Here is a 25,707-nt window from a genome sequence, read left to right as displayed (position 1 = left end):
GCCGCTGCTCTCAAGGGCTGGCACATCTTGCGGAAGGCCCGCTGCTCACCCAGCCGCCTATCCGCCATCGTGCGGGCCATCCTCACCATCCATCACCAGGACCAATGAGGATGGAATCAGCTCAGTGCCTTCAGGTCCGTACCAGAGCGCGAAACCGTCGCACCTGACACAGGGGCGATCACGAGTTGGCCCTCCAAGCCGAGCCACCCGGATCCGCTGCAGTTGTCGCGCCGCAGTCAGCCAACACGGCCTTTGTTAATTATTCAGCCAAGCCGCAACAGATCGTCCGGAAATTCAGCCAACTGGCGGCCCCTGCTGGCAAGGATCTGGCTGGCAAGGATCTGGAGCAGCCCCTCGCGATCCCCTGCTGGAGGACGGATGAATCCCCATATCAAGATTCTAGGAAGTGAGATCATAACAAATCCGGGTAGGAGGCATGCGCGCGACTTTCAAGGCAAGAACCTTGTCTTGATCACAGGACCGGCCGGCGGAGGGAAGACCTCTCTGCTGCAGACTGCCCTCTATCCGCTGGGCGTGACATACCCCTTCCGTCGGGCCACCAAGGAGCACGTCGCCGCCGTCCGGACCGCAGTCGAACTCGGACCACTCACCTACCAGCTCACCCGGAGCCTGACCAACAACACGCACTTGATCGAGGTCCGGCAGGGCAACAACTTCGTGACCCGGCTGGACACCCGTGGCGCCGCCGGTCCCACCCCGGCAGCCTGGATCTTCGAACAGCTGGGAATGGCCAAGGTGTTCGCCGACCTTTCGGTTGCTGCGGACAAGGACCGAGTGGACATGGCCGACTACCTTACTGTGCCCTATCTCATGCAGGAGGAAAGCGACCACCAGGTCATGCGGCACCGGTCCGCCAATGCCAAACGCCACAGGGTCTTCGAAACGGTCCTGGGAATCACCAACGACCAGGTCGAGGAACGCAAGGCAGCCCTGCGGGAGATCACTCGAAAGTTCGACGTCGCGCGCGCCGAGCACGGCCGGATCAGCGCGTTCCTCGCCGAAGGATCGATGACCGAGACGACCCTGCGCCGGGATCTGCGCGTCGCGGTGGACAGGCTCGCCGTCGTGCGGTCCCTGCTTGACAACCTGGGGGTGAGCTCTGGGGCAGGCCAGGGGGCGGCCGCCACCGCACCTCCCGGCGGCGACGGGCCACAGCGTCCCCCCATCCCCAAGGCCTGCCCCACCTGTTCGGCCGACCTGTGGCATCGCCGCAACCGAAAAGGTGCCTGCGGTCTGTGTCTGACACCCGACCGCAGCCGACCCGGCTCAACCGACCCAGGCACAGCCGGCACCGACGATCCCCTTACGCAGGCCATCATCGAACAAGCCCGACTCACCGAGCAGATCAAATGGATTCGCCGACTACTTGAGCACTACGACCGACTCAAGATCCTCGGTGACTCGATCACTCAACTCAACGCGGAAAAGCGACGCGCTCAGGCGGCCCTCCAGGACGCCAAAGACCTCATCTCCTCCAAGCGCGGCCTGCTCTACGAGTTGAACGACGAATTCTTGGAGATCATCCGTGAATTCAAACCGCCATGGTTCAAACGGAACGCCCGGATCGACTTCGATACTTATCTACCCGTTGTCGAGGGTGAACAGTTCAACGCCATGGGCGCCGGAATTCGCGTCGCCGTCAACATCGCCTACCACCTTGCGCTCATCGCGGTTGCCGTGCGTACCGGCGCAACCTACATTCCGGACATGCTCATCATCGATTCGCCGCGCAAGAATCTCGGCAAGAACGCGACTGACCGTGACTTCGCGAATCGGATCATCAACTATCTTCTCCGCTTCCATCAGGAGTGCGGCGAGGCGGGCCATCCCTTCCAGTTGATCCTCGTTGACAATGACACTCCGGCCACTTCGACTCAGGATTCCCGTCGAATCATCCTGCGTCACGCCGACCCGTTCATACCCGGTGTAGAGACTGAAATCGTCTAAGCGGTGCACCGCGACGAGGCTCCACACCGATACCGCGCCCTGTAACGGCGCAGCCTGGCAGGCGGCCGGAGGCGACCCCGGCAGTCTTCGCCATACCAATCCGCCAAGCGTCTGTACGCCCACAAGGCGGCGCCGAGCACGGCGCCGTGATCTGGAGAACGGGAAGGAATAAGCGAACCCAGTTCTTGGGCCGCGAGTTTCGTCAATGACGTGGCCTTGCTATACCCCTGGGGCACCGTTGTCGGACTTCCTACAGTCGGCGTTTCACTCCCTGAAGGACCTGGACCAAAGTGTCGAGGTGGTTGTTGGGGAAGGTGATCTGGCCGGCGTTGGCGCGTAGCGCGTCGCCGGTATCGGTGGGAAAGACGTGGGTGATGGCTTGCCACGCGTCGGGGTGGGTCCATCGCCGTACGCGCTCGCCGAACACGGAGTCCTTGCCGAGGATCGCGATGAGGTGGAGTGTGTCGGCTTCGGGGAGCTTGAGCCAGGCGTAGCCCCGGTAGAAGTCGGCGTGCCGCTTGCGGTCCTTCGCCGATGTGTCCGAGCGGTGGCCGTTGACGGCGATCGACTCGCCGAAGTCCTGGCAGCAGCCCTCGGTCTTGAGCCCCATGGCCCAAAGGCTCTGGACCAGCGGGACCATGTTCTCGTCTACATCGACCAGTCCACCTTGGTGGGGGAGACGTACGGTTGGATGGACCTGTCCTAGCTCGCTAGGCATGTCACCGCCTCCCACAGGTGCCGGCTGATGGCCTGCTGCACGGCGTGCTCTCGCGCGGGGTTGCCTGCCTCCGCCCATCGGTAGTTGCTCTGCATGAACCAAGACATGGAGGCTGCGCTCATGCAGACCATGAAATACGCCGACCTCGTCGAGTTGCCGACGGTAGTCGACATCACCACGGCCGCCCGTGCGCTCGGTCTCTCCCGAACGTACGCTTACCACCTCGCAAAACACGGCGACTTCCCCTGCAAGGTCATTCGCATCGGTACCTGTTACCGAGTTCCCACCGCAGCTCCTCGAGCCCTACTCGATGCTGAGGAAGACCGATAGGAGCGTTCGCTTCTTCTGATGGCCGCCGCCCCGGCTGCTTCCGGTCGGGGCGGCTGCCCGTGGAGGGCTTTTGGAAGCAGGGGGAATCTTGGGAGCGGCCAGGCTGGATGTCTCCGAAGCTCGCGGAGGGGTGACTGTCGGCGGCCTGGACCCGGCTGGATGCGCCGCTGAGGCTGGTGGCGGATGAACCTACTACTCGCGGCGGGGCGTTGGCTCGTCGCTTGTGGCTGACGGTGCTGCGGCCCGGCCACCGGCGTTGGTGGTCGATGGTGCTCCGGATCGAATGACGATCATGGGGGAGCGGTGGGACCGGACGTGTGAACATCCGGTGGGCTGGAGCGGGGCGGTGCCGGTTCTTCTGGTTCTGTGTGAACCGGGTGAGTGCCGCCAGGGGCGGCGGGGTTCACTAACGAACGGCTAACAAACGATCAAGAGGCCGGTCCTCCGGGTGGAGGAAACGGCCTCTGAGCTGGTACTTCTCTGTCGGGACGGCGGGATTTGAACCCACGACCCCTTGACCCCCAGGCACAGTAGACCAGTCGATCAAGGTCGGTGGAAGTCGATCGGGGAGCCTCTCACCTGCAGAAACGCCCTGGGGGAGTCGCGGTGGGTCTGGGGAAGTCTGACCACGGTGGCTCCCCGATTGGCTCCCCGCGGCTTCCCTTGAACTCGAGAGGGGCATCTTGCGAACAAGATCGTTCTGTGGGCCTGCTGAGCGACGGAGGCTGGATCGTCGTAACCGTGTCGATGGAGTTTGTCTGCTACACAGGTCGTCTGCCGAGACGGCGAGACTACGTCGGGGGAGTGCGGACGTCGACGTCCGACCCCCTGCGGATTAAAAGTCCGAAACTGCCGTATCGGAGCGGCCTGCTCGGTGCCGGCCTGTGTCGATCCGTCCCCATCGAGCCCGATTCTCGTACCGCACGGTGCCGCCGCGTGCCGATCCGGTTCGGAACCGCCGAGCCGACAACGAGCCGACATGCACAGTTGGCGATCTTGTAAACTGCTCATCGGCGCCCCTTCCTGACCAGGATGGATGGAGTTTTCGGCAAGCGCAAGGTTCGTGGCCGATCTGATCCGCAGGCATCGGCGCCGGGTCGGGTCGCGGTGGCGGCGGTTGCCGCCAGGCCGCCAGGCGCTGCTTGTTCTGGTGCACCTGCGCCGCAACGAGACCTTCGCCGACCTGGCGGCGGCGCTCGGTGTCGGTGCCGCGACCGCGCACCGCTACGTCACCGAGGTGATCGGACTGCTCGCCGACCTGGCTCCCGATCTGCGGCAAGCCATGCGGATCGCACAGGGCAAGGCGTACGTCATCCTGGGCGGCACGTTGGTGGCCACCGACCGACTGTCGGGCCAGAACGACCGGCTGTACTACTCGGGCAAACACCGCCGCCATGGCGTCAACGTCCAGTTCCTCACCGATCCGCACGGCGAACTGATCTGGGCGTCGCCGACCCTACCGGGGTCCACCCACGATCTGACCGCCGCCCGCGAGCACGGCATCATCGACGCTCTGACGGACCGGGCGATCGCCTGCTACGCCGACAAAGGGTGGGTCTTCCCCCCGAACCGTGGACACCGGTTGCTATGCGGCTTGCGCCACCTTATGTGACTGCTGTTCGTAGGTGATCGGACTCATCTGGCCCAGAGCCGAGTGGCGGCGGGTGGTGTTGTAGAGGGTCGCCCATCTGAACACCGCCAGCCGGGCTTGCCTGGGGCCGTTCCGGCCTTTGCGGCCTTGGAGCGTCTCGCGTTTGAGGGAGGCATTGAACGCCTCGGCCGCTGCGTTGTCGGCGCTGGTGCCCACCGTGCCCATCGACTGGGTGACCCCCAGCCGGGCGCAGGCGGCGGCGAAGTCGGCCGAGCCGTATTGCGCGCCGTGATCGGAGTGGAAGATCGCGCCGTCCAGCCGGCCACCGCGGGTGCGGGCCGCGGCCTCCAGTGCATCCACCACCAGCTCGGTGCGCATGTGATCGGCGATGGACCAGCCCGCCAGGCGGCGCGAGCACAGGTCGATCACGGTCGCCAGGTAGAGGAACTTGCCGTCGCCGACCGGCAGATAGGTGATGTCGCCGACGTACTTCATGCCCGGGGCCGGTGCGGTGAAGTTGCGGCGGATTAGGTCGGGCACCTTCTGATGCGAGGGCGCGGGCACGGTGGTGCGGACCCTGCGGCGCAGGTGCACCCCGAGGATGCCGAAGGCGCGCATCACCCGCTCGATGCGCTTGTGGTTGACCTTGCGTCCCTGGTCGCGCAGTTCAGCGGTGATGCGTGGTGATCCGTAGACACCGTCATGGGCGGCGTGGATACGCCGGATCTGCTCGGCTAGCGCCGCATCGGCGGCCCGCCGCTCAGCCCGGGCGGCAGCCGCATCCCGCCACCGGTAGTAGCCCGACCGCGACACTTGAAGGACATGACACAGCCGCTTGATGCTGAACAGCTCGCGGTGGTCGTCAACGAACTGGAAACGGCTCACCAGTTCGTCTCGCCCGCGAAATACTTGGCCGCCCGGCGCAGGATGTCCCGCTCGGCCTCCAACTCCCGAATCCGGGCTCTGAGCTGCCTGTTCTCTGCTTCAACCACGTCGTCGAAACCTACCGGGCCCTTCCCGGGAGCTTGCTGCCAGGCCTCACCCGGCTCCGCCGCAGGCCCGCCGCCGGGCAGCTCGCCGGCAGCGGCACGCCGCTTGCGGTCGGCCAGCACCCAGTTCCGCAGCGTGCCCCGGCTGACCCCCAGATCCCGGGCCACCGACACATACGTCGCCGACGGAGTCGACAAGAACAACGCCACCGCGTCGGCCTTGAACTCCTCCGAGTAGTTCTCCTTGGCCATCCAGACCCTCCAGCCCGGACACCATGATCCAGGACTCAGGGTGACCACGATTCAGGGGGAAGGCCCGGTACGTCGGCGCCGGCGGCGCGGTCGATACCCCCTACAAGCGCAAGAAGCATCGCCAGCTGGGGAAACGCAAGAAGCTGTTCAACCGGCACCACGCCAAGGTCCGCGCGCTGGGCGAGCGAGGCGCCGCTGCGCTCAAGGGATGGCACATCTTGCGGAAGGCCCGCTGCTCACCCAGCCGCCTAACCGCCGTCGTGCAGGCCATCCTCACCCTCCATCACCAGGACCGATGAGGAAGGAATCAGCTCACTGGCGGAACTAGCGGGACCGCCACCGAGCCATCTCCCGCTAGCACCGCCGACCGCCCCGCACGCACACCCCGCAGCTCATCTAGCGAAACCCGGTCGTCGTACTAGGGCTCTGGATGCTGTCCGCCGAAATGTTTTTGCGGCCGGGAGCCTTCCGCGCGGTGGCGTGAATCGACGCTGAGCCCGAAGGTTTTAGCCCAGGGGCACCCGTTGGGCTTGATCGATGGAGTGCTTACGAAGGGCATGCCATAACTGGCTGAATTCCCGCTATGTCCTGAAGGTTGATAGCCTGCTTGCCGCTAGCGGTTTCGATCGTCAGGCGTCCAGACGCGATCTCAACTACCTTACCGCAGTACGTCTGGTGAGTCGTGGAAAGCCGAACCGAAGGCGTCTCCTTCTGTGGGCCGTACCAGGTGACAGCGACAGCAGCGCAGAGCAACCCGGCCGATAGAAGAGCACCCACCAGACCGACTCGCAGCGCGCGGAGGGAAGCGAGAGTCTCAGCGTGTTCCTCAGTGACGAAACTCGCCTGTCTCCGTCGCGAGCTGGACACAGTAAGCGGCCGCGGGGGACCGTGTGCAGCGCGCAACAGCAAAAGAGCAGCCGCTGTCCCCGTCAGCAGCGCGCCGAGCAGCAGGACGCCTACAATCGCATCGAATGGTGTCCGCAGCTGGCCGACGTCAGAGCGGCCCTTAATCAAGCTGAAGCTGAGGAGGCCGGCCAGCAATGCGGAGATCCCGTTGCGCCAGGCCAGGGCCATGCCGCGGACGCGGGGAAGTTCTTCGCGGTACCACTCGTATCGTCGGTGGCCCGCTACACGGTCGGCGACTCCGGCATGGGGGCCGGGCCGGATCTCGAACGTCATGTCGCGCTAGGCCCGATCGTGAGATTCCAGTAGACGCCACAACCGACCTCGCCGCTCGGTCTCCCGACGTGATCAGCCATACAGGTGCAGAGCATGTGAACGGTGCTCTCGTTAGGGCTGGAGTCGTCTGCCCGACTCCTGACCCCTCGTGTGCCACGGTACGACTGGCGAAAATACGGGAACTCCATCGAATGCTTACAGCGTGGACAAGGTCCGACAAAGTGGAACCCGCCACGAGCTGTCAACATCTGAAATGATGCTGCCGCGCTGAGGGCGTATTCTGCCGAGGTGTGTTCGTCATACGAGAGAGGCTCTTCCTTGGGTTGTGGCGGCGGCTTCTCCTCGTTCTCCATGAGGTTCTCCAGTTCGGGGGCAATGAGCCTTAGCGAAAGACGGTCAGCTAGAACAATTGAGCATGCACCGGGCACGAAGGGCATCTTTAGGGACCGGTGTGAACATGCGCGGCCCAGTAAAGCGGATGTTGCGGATAGCGTCGACGGAGAGTCTCGACCGCGGTGTGGAGCGACAGCGCTGGATCGTGGCCTACGTTGCCATCGGCCTGATTTCCCAGCATAGCTCGATAGAACAGCTCGGCCACGTCAGCCGCGACGGCATCCATGACCGGCCACAGCGTGGCGACGACGTGCTGGTATCCGGCCACCTGAAAGGCGGATGCGAGGTGGACGGATTCGTCGGAGAGCAAGAAGCCTCCGACAAGCGTATTGCAGCATGACAGATAAGCGAGCCGGGAATTTGGCAACCTCATGTCGGCAAGCGCTGAGAGGTCCAGCGTTCCATCGACCAGAATGAGCTTGCTTGCGAAGGGATTCAAGGGATCCTGTTCCGCATGGCACGCAAAGTGTGCGTAACTGTGGTGCCGAAGCCCGTCGATTACCCGATTCCTGGTTGCCCGATCTGAGCTAACGATTTCTGACCCAGGCACCAAGTTGCCGACACTCTCAGCTTCATGGGTGGCGGACGGCAGATCGCCCATGCGGGGAGTTTTTGGCATGGCCACGATTAAGGCCGTATCTGCTTCGGGATCCTGGATTTCATCAGCCGACCGCGCCAAAGACTTTAGGGTTGGCGTGTAGGAACTTATCGCAGTGTTCAAAATGCTTTCTGACTCACCGGAGTCAAAGGTGCCGGCGGCATGCCAGGGAAGAAAGGCGAGCATCCCGATCGGGCACCACCATATCCGTCGCTTCCGACCCGCATAGTCCTGGGTCTTGAGATCGGCGAGTATAGGTTGGACCGCGCTCTCCCACATCCAGGTGAGCGTGGCACGAAGGACACGCTGAGCTTTCGCCTCGGCCCGAACTTCATTGTCGCTCGACCCGGCGTGCAACAACGCGGTGGACCTATGCAAAGCGAAGACCCGCTCGACTGCATCGTCCCTCGATAATTGTGGCAACCTCACCAGACGGACGCCATTGTTGGTGACGATCAAAGCGACGGATCCGTAGTCGCTGGATGCAAGGACGATCACCGGACCATTGCGCGCCGCCGGCACTAGTTCGTCGATGGTTGGAGGTCTTAGAAAATCCTCCGACCCTGGTCGTGAACGGACCTGCTCCAGCAGAGAATTCCACTCACGGAACAGCTTCAGCCGGGCATGAGAAAGTGCCGAGTCTGCGACGGTGATCGAGCCTGCCTCCGTCACAGCGCCACCAACGGACGCATCCAGACGTTGGCGTATCTCAAATAGCCGATCCGCGAGATCGGGTGATCTCTCGCGGAGCGGGGAGAAGTCGTCACGCAGGTCACTGCTCTGCTGGAAGAGTAGACCACGCGCGAATTCGGCCAACCGCAGGGCCAGTTCAGGCTGGCCGCTGAAAGCCGTGCAGACTATGGTGGCCGGGACCAGATGATGCCACCGGGAAAGGAATTGCTCCTGCGCGAGTCGACTCGTCCCGGCCCATATGAAAACCGGGAGAAGTTCGGTGGCGCTGGCAAATGCTGAAGCAGCGACCTCCCACATAGCACGGCTCGCCGCGAGATCAGCTTGCCCCGTATGTATTGTCATCTTCCAGTCAGGTGCCATTGATTCGACGCGCGCTGCCTCCTGATAACCGTCGAGCGCCTCCACAAAGTCATCATCCACATTGGTAAGTCGGTAGCGATGCCCAAGCAAGCCAGACAAGTTGCTTACAAGCAGTGGTCGGAAGTAGTGGTCTTCCTCGATTGTTCCAATTGTTTCGCGAGCGATCGATATTGCCCTCTCGAGATCGGGCAGATTAATGATGTCCGGAGCGCTGACTGCCGCCATGAGGGCCAGTACAATGTTGGGCCTGATCGCATCACGAGGACGGATTTGGTCGATTACGAGATAAATGTTATCCAGCGCCTCCCCGAGATCCCCCTCGCGCTTCCTCGTTAGCAATGCGGATGCCAAGTTGCCCATTGATATCAAATATCCAGGCTCCGAGACGGATGACGTGCGCACCGCTTCGCGGTGCAGTTCGATGACCTCGTTCAGCTCTGCACCTGATCTAGTCCGCGCGTAGCGAAGGCGAAGTGCCGCCCCGAGATTTGAAAGTCGCGCTGGTCGATCAGGATCCGACGGCTCAGTCGCGTCTACGGCTTCCCGGCCATATCTGACGGCATCGTCGAGGGCGGCCAGTTCGCCGGTCTGGATGTAATAGGAGCGCATCGTGGCGCAGAGATTCGACGTGATATAAGGCTGTCTGGTGTTTCTCTCCTGCGCGCGTTCGAGTGCCGCAAGTCCCAGTTCCACGGCGTCGTATAGGTCCCGCTCGGTACCCAGGCGCTCGAACCGGGTTCGGAGCACAATCTGAGCGATGTCCAGGGCTCTTGTCGAATCGGCGTCGGCTACGTCCGCCAGCTCGATTGCCCTCCTCGCCGCTGCGACGCCCTCGTCGAGATCGCTCGCCGACTGGCGTGGATCACGAGATATGGCGAGGGCGAGGCTCGCCAGGCGTTCGTGCTGGCCAGCTTTGTCGAGCGTTGATTCACAGGCTCGACGATAGAGGTGCGCCGCCTCAGACGCATCCTTGGGGTCACCGAAGGTCAGATATCGACTCGAGTGAGCAGTGGCCAATCTCTCCAAGATTTCGAGCCGGATGCGGTCTGGAGTATCAGTTCGATCCCTGCCAACGGTGCACGCGCTTATCAGCTCGTCCAAGTCAGACTTGTCTCGCCACACGGAAAAGCGAGCTTCGAGCACTCTGCAATAGTTGGCCAGGCGGCGAGAGTACTCGGCAGGTGTTGGTGCATCGTCAACGGATCGCCGACTCGTCCGCAACGCCTCTTCCGCGTCTTCTGCCGAACTGTTACGAGAAAAGCGGAGGGTTAAGAGGGATGGCCGGAGAAGAGCGAGGGGACCGACATCGCGGAGCGCAGGGTCAACCTCCTTCGCGAGCGTCAGCGCGCGGTCCAGCGCGGCTGGGTTGCTGAGCGAAACGTGGCCGGCTCTGATGAGGTCGTACAGCGTCGAAAGAAGCAGGGGAATTCTGGAATACCCCTTTGGAACGTGCAGCAACACCCACTCGTATAGCGAGTCCAGTTCGTCGCGCGAGACCTCTTCTTCTGAAAAGTGCTCGGTGCGCGCTGCCATGACGAGGCACAATGTGAGTTTGGGGATGTACCGCTGAGGGTCATGGCGAGGAAGTCCGGCCGTAGCCTCCCTCGCCAGCGACTCCGCCTCGAGAAGATCCTGATCCAAGCGGCTCGTGATGAAGCGCGCAAAGAGAAGCCAGCTAAGGTTCGACAACCGTGCTGACCTGTTGGGATCCTCTTGCGACGTGTTCTGAAGGATCTCCCGTCCAAGGCGGATTCCCTCATCAGGTGATGAACCGGAGTCCATTGCCTGGAAAGCGAGGGCGTTGAAAAGGTGGATATTGAGGTCGAAGGTCGCGGCGTCGTCAGCCGAGGCGGACAGCGCGGCACGTAACATTCTGATTTCCTCGATCAGATCAGATCCGTCTTCTGTATGTTCCCGGCGAAGACGTAGTGCGATCGCGAGGTCTCGTTGGTATGATGATTGATCATCTGATCCGAGACGATCACCTGCCAGCGCCTTGCGCCGCGCGGCGATGAGTCTCTCAACGTCGGCCTGACTATGGTGGAGTCTGAAGCGGGACTCCAGGACGTTGCCCACCTTCGCTGCGCACCAAAGATGTCGGGCGTCATCGGGCGGAGTGTTCTCTACTATCTCGTCAAACAGGCTGAGCGCCTGATCGAGGCTGTCACCTGCCGCAACTTGTCGGGATAGGGCGTCGAGGGCGCGAGCCACGGTTAGCCGTGCGGCTATCCAGTACGGGCTCTGTTGGGGTAATGCGTTGAGGTCGATCGCCTCGATCAACGCTTTCGCTTCGTCTAGCAAACCTGGGCCACCGGTCGCTTCGTAACGAAGCCTCAAGGCGTCGATCAACGGGGCGGCGACCCGGACGTATGCCAGCGGAGACTGAGCTGAATCGGGCAGGCTGTGCCGGAGGTTTTCAAGCACGGCGACTAGAGTTCTCGCTCCGACGCCTTCGCCGTATGCGCTTTCGGTACTCATGGCCAATACTTGCACGGTTGCGACACGGTCTTCTGGGTAGAGATCGGACCGCAATACTGATGCCAGGAAAGCCTGGATCATCTCTACCTGCTCGGTGGAGTCGGGGGTCTTACGGACTGTCTCGACCGCATCGAGGAGAAAGGTATTGACCTCCGCTTCTATCGCCGGTGGGGGCGGACGCGTCGATTGGGGTTTCTTGAAAGGATCCGAGCGCCACCATTGCGGCAGTATCTGGCGATGTTCGCCCGTCAGCGAAGAGAACGCCCGGCGTGCCTTTGCCAGATCATCTGATGTGTCGTCGCTGCCATAGGCCAGGTAGCGCCACCAGAAGAATGTGCCAGCTGAATGCATGGCGGCTGTGATGGTGTCCAGAGTCTCGTCTGCTGCCGTCGAAGAAAGCAGTTCCTCGGCCGTGGACCGCCGCGCCTCGTCAGACAGGCATAGCAATTTCCATTCGAATGCACATTTGAATAGTGTCTCGTAGACCACCACGGCTGATGTAGACGGCACGGATGTAGTCTACCCACGATGGCAACAATCATCCTATGGCGTATGCGAGGGTGCTGTGGCGGGATTTGTTGACTGCTCTGGCTGTTGGCAGGAGGCCAATGAGGAAATTTCAACCTGAGTCCGCAGGTCACGGGCCGGTTGCGTCCCGCGCGGCGTGAGCGACGACAGAAGAGCTCCTGGTAGATCGAGATTTGCGACGATCTTGACCACCAGGAGCTCCGATGCTGTTCTATCAGTGAGACTGGGGATGTCGGGAACGCCTGCTGCTGTGGATGAGGTTGCAGTGGCAGGAGGTGCTCTCCGGTGAGACTGACCCTTGTTCTACCTGGCTCCTGTTCGGATGCCATCAGCACGATCTGTGGGCCTTCCCCCTGAATCGTGGTCACCCTGAGTCCTGGATCATGGTTTCCGGGCTGGAGGGTCTGGATGGCGAAGGAGAACTACTCGGAGGAGTTCAAGGCCGACGCGGTGGCGTTGTTCTTGTCGACTCCGTCGGCGACGTATGTGTCGGTGGCCCGGGATCTGGGGGTCAGCCGGGGCACGCTGCGGAACTGGGTGCTGGCCGACCGCAAGCGGCGTGCCGCTGCCGGCGAGCTGCCCGGCGGCGGGTCTGCGGCGGAGCCGGGTGAGGCCTGGCGGCAAGCTTCCGGGAAGGGCCCGGTAGTGCCCTTCACCCTGGACACCCTCACCACCATCGCCCCCTACGCCCTGGCGATGGCGCTGGTCGGCCTCATGGAATCGCTGATGACCGCCAAGCTCGTCGACGACATCACCGACACCCACTCCAGCAAGACCCGCGAGTCCATCGGCCAGGGCATCGCCAACATCGTCACCGGCCTGTTCGGCGGCATGGGCGGCTGTGCCATGATCGGCCAGACGATGATCAACGTGCGCGTGTCCGGCGCCCGCACCCGCCTGTCGACCTTCCTGGCCGGCGCGTTCCTGATGGTGCTGTGCATCGGCCTCGGCCCGGTCGTGTCCGACATCCCGATGGCCGCACTGGTCGCCGTCATGATCCTCGTCGCGTTCGGCACCTTCGACTGGCACTCCATCGCCCCCGCCACCCTCAAACGGATGCCCGCCGGCGAGATCACCGTCATGGCCATCACCGTCGCCGCCGTCGTCGCCACCCACAACCTGGCCATCGGCGTCGTACTCGGCACCCTCACCGCGATGGTCGTCTTCGCCCGCCGCGTCGCCCACCTCGCCGAGGTCACCGCCGTCACCGACCCCGACCACGCCACCGTCGTCTACCGCGTCACCGGCGAACTGTTCTTCGCCTCCTCCAGCGACCTGGTCAGCCAGTTCGACTACGCCGGCGACCCCGACCACATCGTCATCGACCTGTCGGCCACCCACATCTGGGACGCCTCCTCCGTCGCCGCCCTGGACGCCATCACCACCAAATACGCCCAACGCGGCAAGACCGTCGACATCGCCGGACTCAACCAGCCCAGCGCCGACCTGCACGGCAAACTCAGCGGCGAACTCACCCCCAGCCACTGACCGCCCGGACGAACCGCCCGCCGACAACGGCGGTAGCACGGCCAACGGGTGGCCGACCAAGCACTCGGCCGGCCACCCTGGCCGACAACGACGCTGTGACACAGAATCTGCATTACCTGTCACACTGACTGTCGTCGGCCCTCCGCCAGATCCTCCCTGGACACCGCGCCCATGCCCAGCAGGCCCGCCGTGCTCTCACTGGGCCGGACCGGTCGCTTCACGCCTGCTTCCGGTAGGTGCGGAAGGCACGTGTGGACAACAGGCCCATGAAGAGGGCTGCCGCTGCGAGCAGCCCCAGGTGTACCCAGACCGTGCTCCAGTCGGTGTCGGCACCCATCGCCTCTCGGGCCGCGACGACCGCCCATTCCATGGGGTTGTAGTCGGCAACGACACCGACCCAACCCGGGGCCAGACCGAGATTGTGCTTGCCGAAAAGTACGTCCGTGCAGGTGAGAGCCCTAATGTCCGAGGGTAGCGGCGCAGGGTTGGGAACTGTCGCGGGATCAGGCCGCGACACCCGCCCTCGCCTCGCGATGATGGGCGGTTGTGCTGTTGCGACTGGCCTACTTGACCGTGGCGAACGCGTTCGCGGTGCTGCGTTTGGTTCCGATGACCGATCGGGAGAAGGACGCCGAGATCTTGGTGCTGCGGCATCAGATCACGGTGCTGGAGCGTCAACTGGACGGGACGAGGGTGCGGTTCGCCGGTCCGGACCGAGTACTGCTCGCGGCGCTGCTGCACCGGTTGCCTCGCCGTGTACTGCTTCGGATGCGGCTGCTCGTGCGGCCGGACACGATCTTGCGCTGGCACCGGGACCTGATCGCTGGCCGGCACGCCGCTCGCTGCCGACCCAAGCGTCCGGGGCGGCCACCGACCGTCCGCTCCATCCGGGTTCTCGTCCTTCGCCTGGTGCGGGAGAACCCGAGCTGGGGCTACCGGCGGGTGCACGGCGAACTGCTGGTGCTCGGCGTCAAGGTGGCCGCCTCCACGGTCTGGGAGATCCAAGGACGCCGGAGTCGATCCAGCACCGAGCGTGCATCGACCACGTGGGCCGACTTCCTGCGCTCACAGGCTGGAGCACTCCTGGCGTGCGACTTCCTGGAGACCGTCACGCTCACGGGTGCGCGGATGTACGTGCTGGCGGTCATCGAGCACCACAGCCGCCGCATCCGCGTTCTGGGCGCCACCGCCCATCCGACTGCAGCGTGGGTGACACAGGCGGCCAGGAACCTGGCCATGGACCTGGAGGACGCCGGGTGTCGGGCACGATTCCTGATCCGCGACACGGGACGGCAAGTTCCCTGACCCCTTCGACACCGTTCTGGCCGATGCCGGCATCCAGACGGTGCTGACCGGGGTGCGGATGCCCAGGATGAACGCGGTCATGGAACGGTGGGTGCAGACCTGCCGCCGCGAACTCCTGGACCGGACTCTGATCTGGAACCAGCGGCACCTGCTCGACGCCCTCCGGGAGTTCGTGACCTTCTACAACGAGCATCGGCCTCACCAGGGCATCGCTAACGCCCGCCCGTTGAGGCCGTTGCCTTCACCGATCACCGAACCCGACCAGGTCGCCCAGCTGAACGTCCGAAGAAGGCAACGTCTGGGCGGCATCCTCAACGAGTACCGGCATGCGGCTTGACCTGCGCGGACGAGGTTTTCGGCAAGCACAGGTCTACCACCACCGGTCAGCGCAGTTGGTCGTGCAGGAGGCATTGGAACGATGCTGTGGCGCCCGGGTCGCAAGTCTGCTCGTTGACGCCGACCACGATCGCGGCGTCGGCGTCCTTGCCCGCGGCGGAGAGCACGACCTTGCGGCGCCGGCCTTCAGATGCGCGGCGGCGCCGGGACCGGCCGGTGGGTTCGATGACGATCTCGACAGCAGAGCCGGCCCGCTCGACCTCGCGGTCGAGCGGGCCGTAGGTGAGCAGGTGGAGGAGCGTCGCGGTGTCGGCGACATCGTTGACCGCCGCCACCGGTCGGCCGTTGGCGAGGGTCCGGCGTAGATAGCTGCGTCCGATGGTGCCGAATCGTTGATGCCTACTGGTGCGGTCATTCGCCTCCCGCCAGGGGGGCCGGTGCTTTCTGCTCCGAGAGCCGCACCGGATGGTCTATTCCAGGCTCGGCGCGCGGGGCCGAACCAGGGACCTTGCCGGGGGGTGAGCAAGCAGGAACTGCGCGGTATCGAGGAGCAGTTGGCGGGCGAATGCACGGTCGAGGTGGCGGCGTTCGATCGGTTCACGCAGTTGATCGTCCGTTGTGGCGGCGAACGCGACGAATGGGTGGGCGGCCAGGCCAGGCGCTCATCACGGTGGCGGGTGACGCACGGCGCGAGCGGCTCCGTCCGTGCGGTGCGACGAGGCGCGGGTGCCGCTGTTCGCGCTGATCGGGGCCACCGCCGCGCGGTCAGCCGCGGGCGTGGACGACGGCGACCGGGCAGTCGGCGTGATGGATCACGCCGTGCGCCACCGAGCCGAGCGGGAGGGCGGGGCCGTGTGAACCGACGACGACCAGGTCGGCGTGGGCCGAGGCCAGGATCAGGCGGTGGACGGCATGGCCGAGGCCGACGTCCTCGACGACCTTGACGTCCGGGTGGCGGTCGCGCCATGGTGCCAGGGCCGAGGCGAGATGGTCCCGGAGGGTGTTCTCGACGACCTGCAGATCCGCTCCCGCCTCGACGGCGAGCGGCGCGGGATGCCAGGCGTGCAGCGCGCGCAGCCGTGCGCCGCGGGCCTCCGCCGCGGCGAAGGCGTGTTCGAGCAGCGGCTCGGGATCGGTGAGCAGATCCAGGCCGGCCACGACTTCGCCGACCTGGTCCATGTCCTGCCCCCGGACGATGATCAACGGAACCGGCAGGTGCCCGGCGAGGTGGAGCGCCGTCGAGCCGAGGAGCAGCTCCGCGAAGCCGCCCCGGCCGCGATGACCGATCACGACCTCGGTGGCCTCGGCCGCGTGCCGCTTCAAGCCCGCCGACGCGCTGCCGGCGCGGACGAGCGACGTCTCGACCGTCAGGCCCGGCTGCCGGCGCTGGGCGAACTCGTGTCCCGCGCGCAGAACGGAACTCCACGACTCCATCACCGACCGGGCGCCGTCACCGGTGTCCTCTGCCGAACCATGGACGGGGGCGTCGACGACGTGCACGATGAGCAGGTCCCGGCCGGTGCGCGCCGCTTCGTCGGCCGCCCAGCCGATGGCTCGGTTCGGCGGGGCGGAATCGTCCGCTCCGACCACGATGAACTCTCGCTGTGCCGGCATCGCTGCTCCTGACCGTTCGTCCGCTTGGTCGTGGCGCCCGGCCGCGGCCGCGCTCTCACGTCCCAGAGTCCGCCACATGTTGACCGGCCTGTAGGGACCTTCGTCCCGGCAACGGCGCCGACGGCCCCATCACCGCGGCGCCGTTCCAGCGCCGGACGGCCGTGTCGGCCCCGTGAACGCCCCGCGCCGATAAGGAACAGGGACCTTCGCCTCTGGGACGCCGCCGCCTCGACCGCAAGCCTGGATCTCGGGGAATTGCACGGCGCTGGAGGCAGTGGCGCCCGCGGTGCCTCACCAAGGAGGGGACATGTCCGAACCGATCGTCGTCGGCATCGACGGGTCAGAGTGCGCGAACCATGCCCTCGACTGGGCGGCGGCCGAAGCCGTCCGGCGTCACCGGCCCCTGCACATCGTCCACGCCGTGGACCGCTCGCCGTACCGGTCACCGCTGTTCACACCGCCCGAAACGTCCGAGCGCATAGCGCACCTGAGCCATCGCCTCCTCGACGACGCCAGGGAGCGAGTCCAACGACGTCGGCCCGGTCTCGAGACGACCACGCTGCTGGTCGCCGAGCCCGTGCCCGAGGCTCTGGCGCCTGAGGCGGAGAAGGGATTCGAACTCGTGCTGGGCAACCGAGGGCACGGCGGCTTCACCAGCCTGCTGCTCGGTTCGACCGGCCTGCGGATGGCCGCACGGACGACGGTGCCGCTCATCATCGTCCGGGGCGACACCGGTGACAGCGGAGAAGTGCTCGTCGGCCTCGACCTGACCAAGGACGAGGACACCACCCTGAGCTACGCCTTCGACGCCGCCGCCCTGCGCGAGGCACGGTTGCGGGTGGTGCACGCGTGGCTGATGTACCCGCCCTACGTCGCGGCGGGCTACACACCCGAGGACCGGAAGATCGACGCCGGAATACGTGAGCAGGTCGCGGCCGTGATCGCTCCGTGGCGGGTCAAATACCCGCACGTCGACGTGGTCGAAGAGGTTGTGATCGAACACCCGGTCTCCGCGTTGACCAACGCTTCCCGCAACGCCCGCCTGCTGGTGGCGGGCGGGCACGAGCGCGGCCGCAGCGCGCCGCACCTCGGTTCGACCGGCCACGGCGCCGTCCATCACGCGCACTGCCCCGTCGCCCTCGTGCCCCGCTGAACAGACCCCATTGCGGGCACCCGCTGGCCGGTTGCCCGCCTCGACATCGGAGGACGAGATGAACGAGCGCCCATCGCCGGTCCGCGTGGAAGGCCGGCTGGAGGAACCGCTGTCGCGGTGGCTGTGGCTGGTGAAATGGCTGCTGCTGATTCCGCACTACATCGTGCTCTTCTTTCTCGGAATCGCTTTCGCGGTGGTGACCGTGGTCGCGTTCTTCGCGATCCTGTTCACCGGCGGCTATCCCCGGGCGATGTTCGAGTTCAACGCCGGCGTGCTTCGCTGGGCGTGGCGGGTGGCCTTCTACGGGTACGGGGCCTTGAGCACCGATAGGTACCCGCCGTTCACGCTCGCCGACGTCCCGGACTATCCGGCCCGGCTGTCGATCGAGTATCCCGAACGGCTGTCGCGGGGCCTGGTGCTGGTGAAGTGGTGGCTGCTGGCGATTCCGCACTACCTGGTGGTGTCGGTGCTGGCCGGAGCGGCCATGGGCGGAGAGCGTTCGGGCTGGGACACCCCGGGCTTGCTGGGCGTGCTGGTCCTCATCGCCGCGGTGGCGCTGCTGTTCACCGGCCGCTACCCCCGGGGGTTGTTCGATTTCGTCATGGGAATCGCCCGCTGGGCGCTCCGGGTGGCGGGCTACGCCTTCCTCATGACCGACCGGTATCCGCCGTTCAGGCTGGACATGGGCGGTTCCGAACCGGGAGCCGACCTGACGCCGCAGGCCCCGCCGGCGTGACACGACGCCCGTGACGGGACACGACGCCCGTGAGGACGCCAGACCCGCGAGACGGGCTGCGCGGACTCACGGGCTGCGTGGTCCTCTCACGGGCAGCGTGGTCCCTGGGCCGTGGAATCTAGGCCGCCGTGATCTCCGCGGGCGGCTCCGCGAGGAGTTCGTCGATTCCGGCCCGGATGCCGCCTGAAACGACCTCCAAGTCCCGGACGGCGTCGTGGTCGCCGGTGAGGCCGAACGTCAGGCCGCCGTCGTAGGACACCACCCCGACCGAAATCCGCAGGCCGGCCGCGATTGGGATGTAGGGGGCCAGTTCCACCATCCTGTGCCCCATCGCGTACAGCGGGAACGGCGGGCCGGGGACATTGGTGACGATCGTCTGGATCCTCGGCTGCCGCAGCCGGAGCGCGGTGTGCGCCGCGACGGCCAGCAGCGCGGGCGCGCCGCCGATGAGCCTGACCAGGGCGTCCGGGCCCGCCGCCCGGCCGTCGCTCTTGGCGCCGTCCATCTGTTCGCGCAGGAGGCGCAGGCGGCGCACCGGGTCGTCCTGCCCGCACGGCAGGTCGACCAGGACCGCGGACACGCGGTTCGACAGCTGTCCGCGCTCGCCGGGGGTCCGGACGGAGACCGGCACCATGGCGCGGACGGCCGAACCTTCGGTGAGGACGCCGCGGCTCGCCAGCAGGCCCCGGAAACCGCGGGTCACCGCGGCCAGCGCGACATCGTTGACCGATCCGCCATGGGCGCGGCGGACCCGGTCGATCTCGTCCATCCCGGCATGCTCCCGGCACCAGCGCCGGCGCGGGCCGGTCGGGCCGTTGAGCGTGGGTTCGCCGGCGCCCGCGAGCTGCGCCGCGTAGGCGGGCGCGGCCTTGGCGATCGCCATCGAATCGCGAAACATGGGGGTGAACAACCGGACCGCCTGCCGTCCGTAGCCGGCGAGGGCGTCCAGCACGGCGTCGCGGACGAGGGTCCGCGACCGGGGCTCGGGCACCGGCGTCCAGGGCCCGGGCTCCGCGGGCGACCACCTGTCGTCGGCGTCGAGCAGCACCGTCAGCAGGTCGATGCCGGCCAGGCCGTCCACCATGCAGTGGTGCACCTTCGTGATCGCCGCCCAGCGGCCGCCTTCCAGCCCGTCGACCAGCCATATCTCCCACGGGGTGCGGGTGAGGTCGAGGCGCCGGCCGAGGACGCGGGCCGCCAGATCGTGCAGTTCGTGCGCGTCGCCGGGCGAGGGCAGGGCGGTGTGGCGAACGTGGTGCTCGATGGCGAAGTGCTGGTCGTCCACCCATACCGGGTGCGCGATGTTCAGCGGCACGGTGCGGACGCGCTGCAAGCAGCGCGGCGCGAGGGGCAGCCTGGCCAGCACCTGCCGCACCAGGTCCGGATAGCGAGGGGCGGGCCCCTCGAACACGGCGACAGTTCCGATCTGTAGGGGCGTCGTGTCGTTCTCGGCGAAGAACATCCCGGCGTCCAGTGCGTTCATCCGTTGCATGGTGCACCGTCCTTGCCTAGGGCTCTACTCCGTACTCAACCGCGCCGCGGGGCTGTGCCCCAGTCGCTTTCGTCCCGGCTGCGCACGCCGAAGGTCCCGCCGCCGGCGCGGCCCGTCGGGATGAGGCCCACGGTGGGACGCGGGCTCGATGTCACGCCGCCCGTTGATGCTCGCTGGGCTCGTGGTGGGATTCGCCGGACTCGTGCTGGAGATCCCTGGCCCTGAGCCTTCGGCTGGCTCGGCTGCCGATCCGCAGGTCTTGCGGGACGAAAGACGGCCGTATGGCGTAGAGGACCTTCGCCCTGCAGAGGCGGCCGTTCGGCCCTGGATGGGCAACGGCTTGCCTGCCGAGGATGGTGGCGACCCCGCGAACAAGGGACCGTGCCGGCAGTCCGCGTCCTTCTGGAGCGGTTTCTCCCGGCAGGTGCGCCGGGCGCCTCGTCCACGGACGTCCCCGTCGGTCGGGGGGAAGCGCACGCGACAGGAGGAGACCCCATGCCGAAACTCGTCTACGACTTCGCCGAGGGCGACAAGGACCTGATGGACCTGCTCGGTGGCAAGGGGGCCAATCTCGCCGAGATGGCGCGCCTGGGCCTTCCCGTCCCGCCCGGGTTCACGATCACGACGGAGGCGTGCCGGGTCTACCTCGCCGAGGGCCGGGAACCGGCGGGGCTCCGGGATGCGGTCGGCGGACACCTCGCCGGGCTGGAGGCGCAGGCGGGGCGGACGCTCGGACGGTCCGACGATCCGCTGCTGGTGTCGGTGCGTTCGGGCGCGAGGTTCTCGATGCCGGGAATGATGGACACCGTCCTCAACATCGGGCTGAACGACGCCTCCGTCGCGGGCCTGGCCGCGCGGACCGGGGACGAGCGGTTCGCGTGGGACTCCTACCGCAGGCTCATCCAGATGTTCGGCAAGACGGTTCTCGGCGTCCCGGGAGAGCCCTTCGAGGAAGCCCTGGACAAGGCCAAACGCGACCGGGGCGTCACCGGCGACGTGGAACTCGGCACCGGGGATCTGAAAGTCCTCGCCGCGGAGTTCAAGGACATCATCCGCGGCGCGACGGGAGCGCCGTTCCCGCAGGACCCGCGTATGCAACTCGACATGGCGGTCCGTGCGGTCTTCGACTCGTGGAACGGCGAGCGCGCCCGGATCTACCGCCGGCGGGAACGCATTCCGGACGACCTCGGCACGGCGGTGAACATCATGGCGATGGTATTCGGCAATCTCGGGATGGACTCGGGCACGGGCGTGGCGTTCACCCGCGATCCCGCGACGGGACGAACCGGCGTCTACGGCGACTACCTGCAGAACGCGCAGGGAGAAGACGTCGTCGCCGGGATCCGCAACACCGTTCCCTTGGACGAGTTGGAGCACATCGACAAGCGCTCCTACGACCGGCTCCTCCAGATCATGAAGACGCTGGAGGACCATTACCGCGATCTGTGCGACATCGAGTTCACGATCGAGCGCGGGAAGCTGTGGATGCTGCAGACCCGCGTCGGCAAGCGCACCGCCGAGGCGGCGTTCCCGATCGCCGTCCAGCTCGCCGACCAAGGGCTCATCGGTATGGACGAGGCCGTCGCCAGGGTCGGCGGCGACCAGCTCGGCCGGCTGATGTTCCCGCGGTTCCACGCGGGCCCGCGGGCACGGCGGATCGCCGCCGGGATCGCGGCCTCGCCCGGCGCCGCCGTCGGCGTCGCGGTGTTCGACTCGCAGACGGCCGTCCGGCGGGCGCGGGACGGGGAGCGGGTCGTGCTGGTCCGCCGCGAGACCGCACCCGACGACCTCGGCGGCATGATCGCCGCCGAGGGCATCCTGACCAGCCGGGGCGGCAAGACCTCGCACGCCGCCGTCGTGGCGCGGGGCATGGGCACCGCCTGCGTGTGCGGGGCGGAGGACCTCGACGTCGACACGGTGCGGCGCCGCTTCACCGGTCCCGGGGGAGTGGTCGTGGCAGAAGGCGACGTGATCTCCGTGGACGGGTCCAGCGGCGCGGTGTACCTGGGGGAGCTTCCGGTCGTGCCGTCCCCGGTCGTCCGGTACTTCGAGGGCGGGCTCGACCCGGAAGGCCCCGAGGCGGGCGACTTGGTGAAGGCCGTCCACCGGATCATGTCCCGGGCCGACGCGGTGCGGCGGCTGGCGGTCCGCGCCAACGCCGACACCCCGGACGACGCGGCGCGGGCACGCCGCTTCGGGGCGCAGGGCATCGGGCTGTGCCGCACCGAGCACATGTTCCTCGGCGAGCGGCGCGTCCACGTCGAGCGGCTGATCCTCGCCGGCACCGACGCCGAGCGCGAGCGGGCGCTGGCGGCGCTGCTGCCGCTGCAACGCGGCGACTTCACCGCGATCCTGGAGGCGATGGACGGGCTGCCGGTCACGGTGCGGCTGCTCGACCCGCCGCTGCACGAGTTCCTGCCCGATTTCACCGAGCTGTCGGTGCGGGTGGCGCTGGCCGAGGCCCGGGGAGAGCCGTCCGAGCACGACCGGAGGCTGCTGGCCGCGGTGCGGCGCCTGCACGAGCAGAACCCGATGCTCGGCCTGCGCGGTGTCCGGCTCGGGCTGGTCGTCCCCGGGCTGTTCGGCATGCAAGTCAGGGCGTTCGCCGAGGCCGCCGCCGCATGCGCGGGGGCAGGTCTGCATCCGCGCGGAGAGATCATGATCCCGCTGGTCGCCGCCGTCCAGGAGTTGGAGGCCGTCCGCGCGGACGCCCAGCGGGTCCTCGCCGAGGTGGCCGCGGAGACCGGTGTCCCGCTCGACATGCCGATCGGCACCATGATCGAGCTGCCGCGGGCCGCGCTCACCGCCGGCCGGATCGCCGAGGCCGCGCAGTTCTTCTCCTTCGGCACCAACGACCTGACGCAGACGACGTGGGGCTTCTCCCGCGACGACGTCGAGGGCGCCTTCTTCGCCCCTTACCTGGACAAGGGGATCTTCAGCGTGTCGCCGTTCGAGACCCTGGACCGCGCCGGCGTCGGCCGGCTGGTCGAGATCGCCGTGGCGGAGGGCCGCGCCCGCCGCCCGGACCTCGGGCTCGGCGTCTGCGGCGAGCACGCGGGTGATCCCGCGTCGGTGCGCTACCTGCACGAGGTCGGTGTGGACTACGTCTCGTGCTCGCCGTTCCGGGTGCCGATCGCCCGGCTGGAGGCGGCGCGGGCCGCCCTGGGCGAGACGGCCGGCGACACGCGGTAGCCGGCTCGGGTGCCGCTCGGCCGTCGCGGCTTCGATCACATGGGTTCGCCGCCGGCCTGGCGCAGATGCTGTACCGACCCGCCCACCATGACCGCGTACGCGGCGAGCTCTTGCCCCAGCGTCATCGGCACCGCGTCCTGCAACTGGGCGCGGCCCATCAGCTCCAGGGCGCGGTCCGGCCGATGGGCCCTGGGAACCGCGGATGACCCTGGCCCTGCGAAAAGGGGACCTTTGGCCGGGGAAAGGCGGGCCCGCCCGGCCTAGCGTCTGCACTGGGGGCTCCAGACCTCGGGAGGGGATGACCAGTGACGAAACCGATCATCGTGGGCATCGACGGCTCGGTGCACGCGTGGCGGGCTCTGGACTGGGCGGCCGACCAAGCGGTCCGCCACCGGCTGCCGCTGCGGCTCGTGCTCGGGGCGCACTTCCTGATGAACGGGGGCAGGATTCCGGACGATGTGCTGGCACACCTGACCGCTGAGCGCGAGGACCTCCTGGATGAGGCCCGTCAGTATGCCCTCAAGGTCCATCCGGGGCTCGACGTCGACACGAACCTGACGCCGGGGGATGCCGGCCATGCGCTGGTCAAGGAAAGCGAAGGGGCCGCGCTGGTGGTCGTCGGATCGCGCGGGCTCGGTGGATTCGAGGGGCTGCTGTTCGGCTCCGTGGGGCTGCACGTTGCGGCGCATGCACGCTGTCCAGTGCTCGTCGTGCCTCGTGCGGCACCGTTTCCCTCGGAGGTGCCGGGCGAGATCGTGCTCGGTGTTGCGGGCCGGTCCGGCGACGAGCACCTGATCGACTGGGCGTTCACCGAGGCCGCGTCGCGCGGCGCGAGGATCCTCGCCCTCCACGCGGTCGGCGGGGACTTCGCCTCGCCGCGCACGAGGGTCGTGGAGGACATGGAGCTGTCGGCGGCCCTGGCCGGCATGCGTGAACGCCACCCGGACGTGCCGGTCGACCAGATGGTCTCCGATCGGACCGCGGCCCAGGCACTGGTGGAGGCGTCCGCGCATGCGGCCCTGGTGGTGGGGGCCCGCCGGAGGCACGGCGCGACCGGCATGGCGCTGGGCCGGGTGAACCACGCCGTGCTGCACCACTCGGCGTGTCCCGTGGTGGTCGTCCCGCCGCGCGACTGAGCCCGGCGCGCCGGGCGTGAAACCCCGTCCCGAGAACCGGGACCCGTCAGAGGAGAAGGACCATGGCCGAACCGATCATCGTGGGCGCCGACGGCTCCGCCCCGTCCATGCGAGCCGTGGAATGGGCCGCGGACGAGGCGGCCCGCCACCGGCGCGACCTGCACATCGTTCACGCCGTCGAGAAGTGGGCGTTCGACGTCCCGCTCAGTGCCGCGCCGGGGGAGATCGGGTCGCTGTCGCGCACTGGTCGGCAAATCCTGGACGCCGCCGAGCACGTCGCCCGCGACCGGCGGCCGAAGGTCCACGTGAGTACCGAGCCGGCCGCCGCGGGCACCGTGCGGGCGCTGGCGGAGCGGTCGGAGCGGGCGTTCGAACTCGTGGTCGGCCACCGCGGGCTCGGCGGGTTCGCCGGGCTGGTACTGGGCTCGGTGGGGCTGGGAGCGGTGCGGCACGCGGCCTGCCCGGTCGTGGTCGTGCGCGGCGAGGACGACAGCGGGCGCGGCGGCGTCGCGGTCGGGATCGGCCTCGGCGACGACTCCGCGTCCCTGGAGTACGCGTTCCGGGCCGCGGAGGCCCGGGGCGTCCCGCTGAGCGTCGTGCACGCGTGGCCCTTCCCCGAGGCGCTGGACGGGCCCGGAGCGGCGGCGAGCGTGGAGCGCGCGGAGGAGCGCGCACGCTGGCGCGTCGTCGAGGCCCACGCCCCGCTGCGCAAGAGCCATCCCGGTGTGGACGTCGACGAGATGATCGTGCAGGACAATCCCGCCGCGGCCCTGATGGCGACGTCCCGCATGGTCGACCTCGTCGTGGTCGGCACGCATCCGCGCGAGGGGCTGGCGGTGCCGCACAGCCGCGCGGTGACGCATGCGCTGGTCCATCACGCTCACTGCCCGGTCGCCGTCGTCCCCGCTCCGGGGACCCTCACCTGACGGGACGAGGACGCGATCTCCGGAAAAGGATGTGGAAAGGTGCTTCTGACGGCTCACACCAGCTCGAACACGTCGGTGCCCGAGACGAGCGCGACCGGCCCTTCCGGGACGTGCGGTAATGGTGGGCGCACAGATGGATGTCAACGGGCGCCGAGCGCTGATCGGTGACCGGCATCATCGCGACGACCACGGGTTCGGCCAGGCAGCAGCATGCCCGTCCGGCAAGCGACGGCACTCTGGGAGGTTTCGCCT

17 protein-coding genes and 3 pseudogenes are annotated in these 25,707 nt (G+C 67.0%); 12 read left to right on the top strand and 8 right to left on the bottom strand.

The features are described 5' to 3' along the window. Positions 1–378 precede the first annotated feature (378 nt). Positions 379–1,968, top strand: coding sequence for a hypothetical protein (locus ACA514_RS18350; RefSeq protein ID WP_375042363.1), 1,590 nt, complete (start codon positions 379–381; stop codon positions 1,966–1,968). Positions 1,969–2,218: 250 nt separating this feature from the next. Here ACA514_RS18350 and ACA514_RS18345 read toward each other — a convergent pair whose 3' ends face one another. Further along, on the bottom strand, positions 2,219–2,578 hold the full coding sequence (locus ACA514_RS18345; RefSeq protein WP_375042362.1) for a hypothetical protein: 360 nt from the start codon (positions 2,576–2,578) through the stop codon (positions 2,219–2,221). Positions 2,579–4,079: 1,501 nt separating this feature from the next. On the opposite strand from ACA514_RS18345, the gene ACA514_RS18340 reads away from it, so the two are divergent. After that, the gene (locus tag ACA514_RS18340) at positions 4,080–4,628 is read left to right on the top strand and encodes a transposase family protein (protein WP_375042361.1); all 549 of its coding nucleotides are present in this window, start codon (positions 4,080–4,082) and stop codon (positions 4,626–4,628) included. Here the strand turns inward: ACA514_RS18340 and ACA514_RS18335 are convergent. Then, positions 4,602–5,848, bottom strand: a protein-coding gene (locus tag ACA514_RS18335; protein WP_375042360.1) for an IS3 family transposase whose coding sequence is annotated in 2 segments (ribosomal slippage) — positions 4,602–5,509 and positions 5,509–5,848 — 1,248 coding nt in all. Because the reading frame shifts where the segments join, the coding sequence is not laid out codon by codon here. The two genes, ACA514_RS18340 and ACA514_RS18335, sit on opposite strands and share 27 nt — an antisense overlap. 98 nt (positions 5,849–5,946) lie before the next feature. Between ACA514_RS18335 and ACA514_RS18330 the strand changes: the two are divergent. Further along, positions 5,947–6,147, top strand: a pseudogene (locus ACA514_RS18330) (transposase family protein); the annotation flags it as partial. Between the two features lie 1,319 nt (positions 6,148–7,466). Here ACA514_RS18330 and ACA514_RS18325 read toward each other — a convergent pair. Then, on the bottom strand, positions 7,467–12,041 hold the full coding sequence (locus tag ACA514_RS18325; protein ID WP_375042359.1) for a CHAT domain-containing protein: 4,575 nt from the start codon (positions 12,039–12,041) through the stop codon (positions 7,467–7,469). 444 nt (positions 12,042–12,485) lie between these two features. Here ACA514_RS18325 and ACA514_RS18320 point away from each other — a divergent pair. Next, positions 12,486–12,581: pseudogene (locus ACA514_RS18320) on the top strand (hypothetical protein); the annotation flags it as partial. A gap of 135 nt (positions 12,582–12,716) precedes the next feature. Continuing rightward, positions 12,717–13,565: pseudogene (locus tag ACA514_RS18315) on the top strand (SulP family inorganic anion transporter); the annotation flags it as partial. Between the two features lie 217 nt (positions 13,566–13,782). Here ACA514_RS18315 and ACA514_RS18310 read toward each other — a convergent pair. After that, positions 13,783–13,935: a hypothetical protein gene (locus ACA514_RS18310; protein ID WP_375042358.1), complete on the bottom strand. Its 153-nt coding sequence runs from the start codon at positions 13,933–13,935 to the stop codon at positions 13,783–13,785. Positions 13,936–14,111: 176 nt separating this feature from the next. On the opposite strand from ACA514_RS18310, the gene ACA514_RS18305 reads away from it, so the two are divergent. Further along, entirely contained in the window at positions 14,112–14,870 is a 759-nt protein-coding gene (locus tag ACA514_RS18305) for a hypothetical protein (RefSeq protein WP_375042357.1), read from the top strand. Between the two features lie 40 nt (positions 14,871–14,910). Continuing rightward, entirely contained in the window at positions 14,911–15,207 is a 297-nt protein-coding gene (locus tag ACA514_RS18300; protein WP_375042356.1) for an integrase core domain-containing protein, read from the top strand. A 46-nt stretch (positions 15,208–15,253) separates the two neighbouring features. On the opposite strand, the gene ACA514_RS18295 is transcribed toward ACA514_RS18300, so the two are convergent. Continuing rightward, positions 15,254–15,541, bottom strand: coding sequence for a hypothetical protein (locus tag ACA514_RS18295; protein WP_375042355.1), 288 nt, complete (start codon positions 15,539–15,541; stop codon positions 15,254–15,256). Between the two features lie 430 nt (positions 15,542–15,971). Beyond that, a complete protein-coding gene (locus ACA514_RS18290; RefSeq protein ID WP_375042354.1) occupies positions 15,972–16,820 on the bottom strand; it encodes a universal stress protein in 849 nt (282 codons plus the stop codon). A gap of 307 nt (positions 16,821–17,127) precedes the next feature. On the opposite strand from ACA514_RS18290, the gene ACA514_RS18285 reads away from it, so the two are divergent. Together ACA514_RS18285 and ACA514_RS18280 are read left to right on the top strand one after the other, a co-directional pair. Then, on the top strand, positions 17,128–17,973 hold the full coding sequence (locus tag ACA514_RS18285; protein ID WP_375042353.1) for a universal stress protein: 846 nt from the start codon (positions 17,128–17,130) through the stop codon (positions 17,971–17,973). 58 nt (positions 17,974–18,031) lie between these two features. Beyond that, positions 18,032–18,709 carry a DUF4389 domain-containing protein gene (locus ACA514_RS18280; RefSeq protein WP_375042352.1) on the top strand — a complete coding sequence of 226 codons (678 nt, stop codon included), beginning with the start codon at positions 18,032–18,034 and terminating at the stop codon, positions 18,707–18,709. A 118-nt stretch (positions 18,710–18,827) separates the two neighbouring features. Here ACA514_RS18280 and ACA514_RS18275 read toward each other — a convergent pair whose 3' ends face one another. Continuing rightward, positions 18,828–20,192: a wax ester/triacylglycerol synthase family O-acyltransferase gene (locus ACA514_RS18275; RefSeq protein WP_375042351.1), complete on the bottom strand. Its 1,365-nt coding sequence runs from the start codon at positions 20,190–20,192 to the stop codon at positions 18,828–18,830. Positions 20,193–20,696: 504 nt separating this feature from the next. Here ACA514_RS18275 and ppdK point away from each other — a divergent pair. Then, positions 20,697–23,393: a pyruvate, phosphate dikinase gene (gene ppdK, locus ACA514_RS18270; RefSeq protein WP_375042350.1), complete on the top strand. Its 2,697-nt coding sequence runs from the start codon at positions 20,697–20,699 to the stop codon at positions 23,391–23,393. Between the two features lie 35 nt (positions 23,394–23,428). Here the strand turns inward: ppdK and ACA514_RS18265 are convergent, their stop codons facing one another. Beyond that, on the bottom strand, positions 23,429–23,551 hold the full coding sequence (locus tag ACA514_RS18265) for a lyase family protein (RefSeq protein WP_375042349.1): 123 nt from the start codon (positions 23,549–23,551) through the stop codon (positions 23,429–23,431). Between the two features lie 147 nt (positions 23,552–23,698). Between ACA514_RS18265 and ACA514_RS18260 the strand changes: the two genes are divergently transcribed. Together ACA514_RS18260 and ACA514_RS18255 are read left to right on the top strand one after the other, a co-directional pair. Beyond that, positions 23,699–24,529, top strand: coding sequence for a universal stress protein (locus ACA514_RS18260; RefSeq protein WP_375042348.1), 831 nt, complete (start codon positions 23,699–23,701; stop codon positions 24,527–24,529). A gap of 62 nt (positions 24,530–24,591) precedes the next feature. Continuing rightward, positions 24,592–25,455: a universal stress protein gene (locus tag ACA514_RS18255; RefSeq protein ID WP_375042347.1), complete on the top strand. Its 864-nt coding sequence runs from the start codon at positions 24,592–24,594 to the stop codon at positions 25,453–25,455. The last annotated feature ends 252 nt before the right edge of the window (positions 25,456–25,707 follow it).

It is taken from the genome of Actinomadura sp. NTSP31 (assembly GCF_041951385.1).
In the GTDB taxonomy this organism is placed as follows: domain Bacteria; phylum Actinomycetota; class Actinomycetes; order Streptosporangiales; family Streptosporangiaceae; genus Spirillospora; species Spirillospora napierensis.
Note: the sequence above shows the minus strand (reverse complement) of the source record. Positions and strands in the feature narration are given on the sequence as shown.